The organism is Blastomonas sp. (genome assembly GCF_046294995.1).
In the GTDB taxonomy this organism is placed as follows: Bacteria; Pseudomonadota; Alphaproteobacteria; order Sphingomonadales; family Sphingomonadaceae; genus Blastomonas.
In genome coordinates this window covers 80,753-88,678 of record NZ_JBKBOG010000013.1, presented here as the reverse complement: position 1 = coordinate 88,678, position 7,926 = coordinate 80,753, and the positions used below count along the sequence as shown (strand labels likewise).

Sequence of the window (7,926 nt, the reverse complement as noted above, 5' to 3'; positions counted from 1 at the left end):
GCAATCATGCTCAACGAAAGTTTAATGCTAAAACTGTCGTATCCGTCCTATGGCCAAAACTTAACTTAAAGTAACATTTGTCTGCGTGAACAAAGGCCGTGGTCGATGCCTGCACGCCCAAAAACATCATAATGTCATTGGCGGTCATATAACACCCAAATGGTGATCGCTTTTCTGTGTTCTTTTTCCCGCTGCCAGCAATTGGCGGCGCGAGGAAGCTTGCCTGAAGGAAACGACAATGAATCCGGTATTTTATTGGAATGCCATACTTCTTGAATGTTCGCGCCGCGACTTCACCCGTGGCTTCAACAACGCCCAACAGCCCGGTCCCATTCGCACATCGCGCGCGATGGCGATCGTCCATATTGCCATCCATGATGCGGTTGCTTTCAGCAGCGGCAATTCGGGCGCGGCGTGGCTCAGCAAGAAATCCATCGCCCATGGCCTTGGGCCTGCCCCTGGTGGCAGCGTGACCGATATCATCGCTGGCGCCGCCGTCGTCACGCTCAAGGCGCTTTACCCGCGCTACGGCATCTATATCGACGATTCCACCGGGGCGGTGAACGCAACGCGGTTCGCTTACGGCCAGCAGGTCGGCCAGGCGATCCTCAACGCGCGCGCCGGTGACGGCTCGGATATCGACATCGTCTCCAACCAGCCGTCCGATCCCGTCTATGGCCAGCATCGCGCCGATCCGTTCCAGCCCGGGCAGAACAGGCTGGGGCCGGCATGGGGCAATGTCACCCGCTTTACCGGGGCAGCGAACAAGCCGCTCGACCCGTTTCCGGGGTGCGGCCTGTCCGACTACCTCCAGAATCCCGATTACCGGGATGATTTCGACGAGGTCCGCGATTATGGGGCCAAGCTGCGCGGCAAGCGGACCGCCGAGCAGGAACGCATCGGGGTCTATTGGGGCTATGATGGCGCGATGAACCTGGGCGTGCCGCCGCGGCTGTACAATCAGGTCGCGCGCCGGTTCATCGAGCCTCTGGCCTTGAATATCCCCAAAGCCGCAGAATTGTTTGCGCAGCTCAACGTGGCGATGGCGGATTCGGGGATCGACGCATGGCACTGGAAGTATTTCTATGACCTCTGGCGGCCGGTGGTCGGGCTGCGCGTGGAAGATGCGACGCGCGGCGGCGATCCGTTCTGGGCACCGCTGGGCGCGCCGCAGACCAACACCGCAGGGCCGATGACGCGCACGCCGAACTTTCCGGCCTACCCCTCGGGCCATGCCACCTTCGGCGCGGCGCTGTTCCAGACGCTGCGGCTAGCGCTCAACACCGCGCCAGGACCGATCACGCTGAAGAACGTGCTCGATATCGAGACTCACGACAGCGCCCCGATCCCGAAAGAAAAGTTCAGCTTCGTCTCCGACGAGCTCGACGGCATTGCCAGCGATCCCGATGGATCGACCCGCACGCGGGTGGACAAGACCTTCGACAATTTCGCCGAGGCGGTCTGGGAAAATTCGGTGAGCCGGATCTATCTGGGCGTACACTGGCGGTTCGACGGCATCCCGCGCCGCAACGGAGAAAACATCGGCGGGGTGCCGCTGGGTCTCGCCATCGGCTGCGAGGCGCACGACTTCTTCAACAAGGCGCCGTCACTGGGCGGCGTGGTCCTCAACACCTGACAGACGACAACCTCTGCGGGATCGCGCCAGCGCAAAGCCGGGCGCGATCCCGCAGAATCACATTCTCCAGCCGCCGCGACGGGCGAGCTTGCAGGCCGGTGCCAATCTGATATTCCGCAAGGATAACCCGAGGGCACCCGCATGGACTTCATGAACATTCTCAAATCGTTCGAGAATTTCATCTTCGAGGTTGTCGGCTGGCTCTATTTCTATCCGCGCACGATGTTCCTGTCGCTGTTTCGCCCAGGCGAGATGATGGCGTACGCCGATGACGAACTCGATGATCTGCCCGCCGACCAATATGAAAGCACGATCAGCCCGCCGTTGTTCCTGTTGATCACCATCGTGCTGGCGACATGGGCCTCCGACAGCATCTCTGGTCCCGACGATCCTGCGACCACACCTGCGCTGCTGCTCGACTGGAAGAACTCGCTGCTGCTGACCGCGAGCATCTACAGCGTCTATCCGCTGGTGATGGCGATCGCGCTGTTGCGGCAGCGCCACCGCCAGATCGACCGCCGCGCATTGCGTCCGCCGTTTTACAGCCAGTGCTTCGTGGCAGCGCCCTTTGCCCTGGCCAACGCGCTGGCCATTTCGCTGTTCGCGCTCGAAAACGATAACGCCATGATCGGCGGCGGGGCGATCTTCGTGGCCACGCTGATCTGGTACTTCATTCTGCAGGCCCGCTGGTTCGCGCACCAGCTGGGGGTTTCCACTCTGCGCGCATGCTGGATCGCGGGGAACGCAATCGGCGCAGGCTTTGCCATCACCGGTGGTATCATCGTCAGCGTCTTCGGCTGAGCCGCGCCAGCATCAACCTCCGCGGATCAGCAGATTGCGGATCTCGGTCATGTCTTCCATCGCAAAGCGGATGCCCTCGCGGCCAAGGCCTGAATCCTTGACCCCGCCATAAGGCATGTTGTCGATGCGGAAACTGGGCACGTCGTTGATCACGATGCCGCCGACGTCGAGATGGTCCCAGCAATCGAACATCTTGAACAGGTCGCGGGTGAACACGCCGGCCTGCAACCCGAACTTGCTGTTGTTGACCTCGTTCATCGCCTCGCCGAAATCGGTGAAGCTCGACAGCACCGCGACCGGACCGAAGGCTTCTTCGGTAACGATCTTGGCCTCGTGCGGCACGTTTTCGAGCAGCGTCGCCTCGAGCATCGCGCCATCGCGCTTGCCGCCGCACAGCAGCGTGCCGCCCAGCGACACCGCTTCCTGTACCCAGCCATCGAGACGGCTTGCCTCTTTCTCATGGATCATCGGGCCGATGAAGGTATCGCGGTCCTTGGGGTCACCCGAGACGAGCGTCTTGGCCTTGGCGACCAGCATGTCACGGAATTTATCGTAGACATCGGCGTGGATCAGGATGCGCTGCACCCCGATGCAGCTCTGCCCCGACTGATAGAACGCGCCGAAGATCACGCGCTCCATCGCATCGTCAAGATTGGCGTCGGCATCGATGATCACTGCGGCATTGCCGCCCAGCTCGAGCACGACCTTCTTCTTGCCGCAGCGCGCCTTGAGGTCCCAGCCCACATCGGGCGAGCCAGTGAACGAGAGCAGCTTGAGCCGATCATCGGTGGTGAACAGGTCGGCGCCATCGCGGCTGGCGGGCAGGATCGAGAACGCGCCCTTGGGCAGGTCGGTCTCGGCCAACACCTCGCCCATGATGATCGCGCCCAAGGGCGTGCGGCTGGCGGGCTTCATCACGAACGGGCAGCCCACCGCGATGGCAGGCGCGATCTTGTGCGCGGCAAGATTGAGCGGGAAGTTGAACGGCGAGATGAACGAGCACGGACCGATCGGCACGCGCTTCCACATGCCGCGATAGCCCTTGGCGCGCGGGCTGATGTCCATCGTCTGGACCTCGCCGGTCATCCGCACCGATTCTTCCGCTGCAATGCGGAAGGTGTCGATCAGCCGGCTGACCTCGCCTTCTGAATCCTTGATCGGCTTGCCGGCCTCGACGCACAGCGCATAGGCCAGCTCTTCGGAGCGCTCCTTGAACCGGGTGACGCAGTGGTTGAGCACCTCCTGTCGCGCATAGCTCGGCATCCGCGCCATCGGCTCTGCCGCCTCGACCGCGCCGGCGATCGCCGCATCGATCGTCGCGGCGTCGGCTTGGGCAACCCGAAACGCGACCTCGCCGGTGAACTTGTCGGTGACTTCGAGATCGGTATTCGGCTGCTGCGCGACGTTGTTGAGATAGAGCGGATAGACGGATTTGAGGGTGGTCATTTAAAGCTCCCACGCCGCAGACCGTTTTCCGGCGAAAGCCGGAATCCAGAGCGGCTACAGTACAATCTGGCCCTGGACCCCGGCTTTCGCCGGGGAACGGGTAAGCAGTGTCACAATTCTTTCGCCATCTTCTTGATGTCGATGTTCAAGATCTGGTCGTTCTCCGAATAATCAACCGGGCATTCGATGAGATGCACCCCTGGCGTGTCGCGCGTATGGGCGAGCAGTTCTTTCAGATGCTCGGCGCTCTCGACGCGATAGCCGTTGGCGCCGTACGCCTCGGCATATTTGACGAAATCGGGGTTGCCATAGGTCAGGCCGAAATCGGCAAAGCCCATGTTGGCCTGCTTCCAGCGGATCATGCCATAGCTGTTGTCGTTGAGGATCAGCACGGTCATGTTGAGCTTGAGGCGGACCGCGGTCTCCATCTCCTGGCTGTTCATCATGAAGCCGCCATCGCCGCAGATCGCCAGCACCTTGCGATCGGGATAGACCATCGACGACATCATCGCCGATGGAAGCCCCGCGCCCATGGTCGCCAGCGCATTGTCGAGCAGCACGGTGTTGGGGCGATAGGCCTCATAGCCGCGCGCGAACCAGATCTTGTAGACGCCGTTGTCGAGACAGATGATCCCGTCATCGGGCATCGCATCGCGGATCTGTTGCACCAGATAGGGCGGGAAGATCGGGAAGCGCGCATCATCCGAGAGCGATTTTGTATGTTCGACCTCGGCCTTGCGGAAGGCCAGCATGTGGTCGAACTTCCATCCGCCATTGGGGACGATGTCCTCCTTCATCTGCCAGATCGCGTTGGCGATATCGCCGATGACCTCGATCTCGGGGAAGTATACCGGATCGACCTCGGCGGTCTTCGACGAGATATGGATCACCGGGGTGCCGCCGGGATGCATGAAGAACGGCGGCTTTTCGATCACGTCATGGCCGATGTTGACGATCAGATCGGCCGCTTCCACCGCACGATGGACGAAGTCACCCGCCGACAGAGCCGCACAGCCGACGAACTTGGGGTGGCGTTCGTCGATCACGCCCTTGCCCAGTTGGGTGGTGAGGAACGGGATTCCGGTCTTCTCGATGAACTGCAGTAGCATCCGGCTGGTCATCGTTCGGTTGGCCCCTGCCCCGATTACGAGGATCGGCGACTTGGCCTTTTCAAGCGCTGTGACCGCCGCGCGGATCGACTTCTTGTCGGCGTTGGGCCGCCGGGTCTGGCTGGGCTTCAGGGGAACCGAATCGGTCTTTTCCTCGGCGATATCCTCCGGAAACTCGATATGAGTCGCCCCAGGCTTTTCCTCCTCGGCCAAGCGGAACGCCTCGCGCACGCGGCTGGGGATGTTGTCGGCGCTGGCGAGCTGATGGGTGAACTTGGTGATCGGTTTCATCATGCCGACCACGTCGAGGATCTGGAAGCGGCCCTGCTTGGATTTCTTGATCGGCTTCTGCCCCGTCACCATCAGGATCGGCATTCCGCCCAGCTGCGCATACGCCGCAGCGGTGACGAAGTTGGTCGCGCCAGGGCCCAGGGTTGCCATGCACACCCCGGTCTTGCCGGTGTGGCGGCCATAGGTCGCTGCCATGAAGCCCGCGCCCTGCTCGTGCCGCGTCAGGATCAGCTTGATCTTGGTCGACCGGCTGAGCGAATCAAGCATGTCGAGGTTTTCCTCGCCAGGAACGCCGAAGATGTACTCGACGCCCTCCTCTTCCAGACACTGGATGAACAGATCGGATGCTTTGGTCATGGAAAACTCCCCCGGGAACCGAAATTGGCAGATCGATGCAATCGTGCGACCGAAAGGATGACCGGGCGGTGCGTTATGCTTGGGTCGCCCAGGCGGATCAGGTGCTCCGGAACCATGGCCTCCGCTGGCCATCTTCCGTGTGACGCAAGGCATAAACGCAAACATTTGCCGAGTCACCCGCCAAAAATGCGCAACCGACCCCGCGATCCGCAGCGCCGTCGCCACCGGTCCGGCTTTCGCGGCAGTCGGCTGCTGCTGATCTTGTCCAACAGCCTGTCAATGTTGGAATTGGCGCAGTATTGATCCACATTAACCGATGATAACTTTGCCCCGGCGACCGTCCGAATACAGTTATCTTCGCCAGACAGGCATCACGATTAGTGCTGGAGGTGGTTAGCGATGGACCGTACCCCCGTTTTTTCCGCGATCAAGGCGCTGCGCTCGGGCAACTCCTTTACCCAGATCGAAGTCGATTCTGTCGATAAGCTGCTCGACCAGTTGGGAATTTCCCGGCCCGGCGGCGCCACGACGACAAGCGTCCAGATCGCACTGACCGCAGCCGACTTCGCACAAACCGCTGCCGCGTTGGGATGCACCACGGCGCAGATTCAGGCGGTGTGGGAGGTCGAAAGCGGCGGCGGCTGGTTCAAGGACGTGCGCGCGGACATTCTCGCGCTCGATGGCCCGGGCGGTTTTCTCGATGGCCCGCATTTGCCCAAGATCCTGTTCGAAGCGCATATCTTCGACCGCTACACCGAAGGCAAATACCGCGCGAGCCACCCTAATCTCTCGAGCGCGCGGTGGGACCGCAAACTGTATGTCGGGGGCCAGGGCGAATATATCCGGCTATGGCGGGCGATGGCGCTCGACCGCAAAGCGGCCTTACTCTCCGCGTCGGTCGGCGGCGCGCAGATCATGGGCTTCAACCACAAGGCGGCAGGCTTCGATACCGTCGAGGCGTTCTGGGACGCGATGAAGGTATCGGAGGCTGCGCATCTGAAAGCCTTTGCGGCGTTCATAGCGTCCAAGAAGCTGGTCAGCGCGCTCAAGGCGATCAGCAACGTGGCCTCAGCCTGCATCGCCTTTGCCAAGGGCTATAACGGCGCGGGCTATGCCGCCAATAACTACCACGCCAAGATCGCCGCCGCGCACGCCAAATACAGCTGAGCCGCGCGCCTGATCAGTAGCCCAATGCCAGATCGACCTCGTTGATCAGCGGCTCGCCGCGCACGTAGCGGCCCAGATTGTCGGCAAACAGCGTGGCTGAACGCTGGAACATCCGGGTCTGTGCGCGGCCCGACAGGTGCATCGAAATCTGCACATTGGGCATCGACCACAGTTCGTGATCCTCGGGCAAAGGCTCGGGCGTCGTGACATCGAGAAATGCGCCCGCGATGCTCTTGTTCTTGAGCGCTGCGATCAATGCGTCCTGATCGACGCACTCGCCGCGCGCGATGTTGACCAGGATCGCCTCGGGCTTCATCGCTGCCAGCTCGTCCGCGCCGATCAGCGCATCGGTTTCGCGGGTGGCAGGCGTTGCGATGACCACCCAGTCGAATTCGCCGATCCGCCCGCGCCAGTCGTCCGCGCCGAGAATGTCCTCATCGGGACGTGCAGTACGGGCGACGCCGGTCACCTCGACACCGAAACCCTTGAGCCGGTCACCGATGGCCGACCCGATCGCGCCATAGCCGATGATCAGCGCGCGGGTTTCATACAGCTCGATCGTGCCCGGCGAGGCCCACAGCCATTCCCTGCGGTCGGCGGCGCGCACGACATCGGCATAGCCCTTGGCCATGCTGAGCATGCCGAGCACCGCATATTCGGCGACCGCGATGGTGTTGATGCCCACGCCGTTGGTGACGCGGGTGCCGCGCGCGGTCAGTTCCTCGACGGGAAAATGGTCGAGCCCGGCATACAGCGTCGAGACCCATTTGAGCTGCGTGCCGGCAAGCACCACGTCGCGCATTGCCTGCTTGTCGTGCATGTCGACCCAGGCGATGTCGGCATCGGCCACCTCGCGCACCGCCTCGTCGGCGGACATGATCCAGGCGACATCGACGCCATCGGGGATCGAGCTTTCGAGCAACGGGCGCACCAGCGCAGATATCAAAGCCTTGGTCATGCTCTCTCCTGTTTAATCAACCGCGCCGCCTTTTGCGTTTTCCGGCGAAAGCCGGAATCCAGGGCGGCTACAGCGTTATCTGGCGCCTGGACTCCGGCCTTCGCCGGAGAACGGAGTTGTACTGCCCGCTAACCCTATCCGCCTGTCCCGAGCGAAGTGGG

6 protein-coding genes and 1 pseudogene are annotated in these 7,926 nt (G+C 61.9%); 4 read left to right on the top strand and 3 right to left on the bottom strand.

The features are described 5' to 3' along the window. Positions 1 to 238: 238 nt before the first annotated feature. The 3 genes and pseudogenes from ACK4R0_RS13505 to ACK4R0_RS13495 all read left to right on the top strand — a co-directional run. Positions 239 to 466: pseudogene (locus ACK4R0_RS13505) on the top strand (hypothetical protein); the annotation flags it as partial. A 3-nt stretch (positions 467 to 469) separates the two neighbouring features. Beyond that, a complete protein-coding gene (locus ACK4R0_RS13500) occupies positions 470 to 1,636 on the top strand; it encodes a vanadium-dependent haloperoxidase (RefSeq protein ID WP_409674842.1) in 1,167 nt (388 codons plus the stop codon). A 150-nt stretch (positions 1,637 to 1,786) separates the two neighbouring features. After that, the gene (locus ACK4R0_RS13495; protein ID WP_409674833.1) at positions 1,787 to 2,437 is read left to right on the top strand and encodes a hypothetical protein; all 651 of its coding nucleotides are present in this window, start codon (positions 1,787 to 1,789) and stop codon (positions 2,435 to 2,437) included. A gap of 12 nt (positions 2,438 to 2,449) precedes the next feature. Here the strand turns inward: ACK4R0_RS13495 and ACK4R0_RS13490 are convergent, their stop codons facing one another. After that, positions 2,450 to 3,883, bottom strand: a complete 1,434-nt coding sequence (locus ACK4R0_RS13490; protein ID WP_409674830.1) for an aldehyde dehydrogenase family protein — start codon at positions 3,881 to 3,883, stop codon at positions 2,450 to 2,452. A gap of 110 nt (positions 3,884 to 3,993) precedes the next feature. Further along, positions 3,994 to 5,640 carry an acetolactate synthase large subunit gene (locus ACK4R0_RS13485; RefSeq protein ID WP_409674827.1) on the bottom strand — a complete coding sequence of 549 codons (1,647 nt, stop codon included), beginning with the start codon at positions 5,638 to 5,640 and terminating at the stop codon, positions 3,994 to 3,996. A 399-nt stretch (positions 5,641 to 6,039) separates the two neighbouring features. Here ACK4R0_RS13485 and ACK4R0_RS13480 point away from each other — a divergent pair, with 399 nt between their 5' ends. Next, positions 6,040 to 6,807, top strand: a complete 768-nt coding sequence (locus ACK4R0_RS13480) for an N-acetylmuramidase family protein (protein WP_409674824.1) — start codon at positions 6,040 to 6,042, stop codon at positions 6,805 to 6,807. Positions 6,808 to 6,820: 13 nt separating this feature from the next. On the opposite strand, the gene ACK4R0_RS13475 is transcribed toward ACK4R0_RS13480, so the two are convergent. Continuing rightward, positions 6,821 to 7,765, bottom strand: coding sequence for a D-2-hydroxyacid dehydrogenase (locus tag ACK4R0_RS13475; protein ID WP_409674821.1), 945 nt, complete (start codon positions 7,763 to 7,765; stop codon positions 6,821 to 6,823). Positions 7,766 to 7,926: the final 161 nt, after the last annotated feature.

What these genes read in the sequence shown, in the direction of transcription:
- ACK4R0_RS13475 (WP_409674821.1), bottom strand. Translation starts at nt 7,765, where the DNA reads ATGACCAAGGCTTTGATATCTGCGCTGGTGCGCCCGTTGCTCGAAAGC.
- ACK4R0_RS13495 (WP_409674833.1), top strand. Translation starts at nt 1,787, where the DNA reads ATGAACATTCTCAAATCGTTCGAGAATTTCATCTTCGAGGTTGTCGGC.
- ACK4R0_RS13485 (WP_409674827.1), bottom strand. Translation starts at nt 5,640, where the DNA reads ATGACCAAAGCATCCGATCTGTTCATCCAGTGTCTGGAAGAGGAGGGC.
- ACK4R0_RS13490 (WP_409674830.1), bottom strand. Translation starts at nt 3,883, where the DNA reads ATGACCACCCTCAAATCCGTCTATCCGCTCTATCTCAACAACGTCGCG.
- ACK4R0_RS13480 (WP_409674824.1), top strand. Translation starts at nt 6,040, where the DNA reads ATGGACCGTACCCCCGTTTTTTCCGCGATCAAGGCGCTGCGCTCGGGC.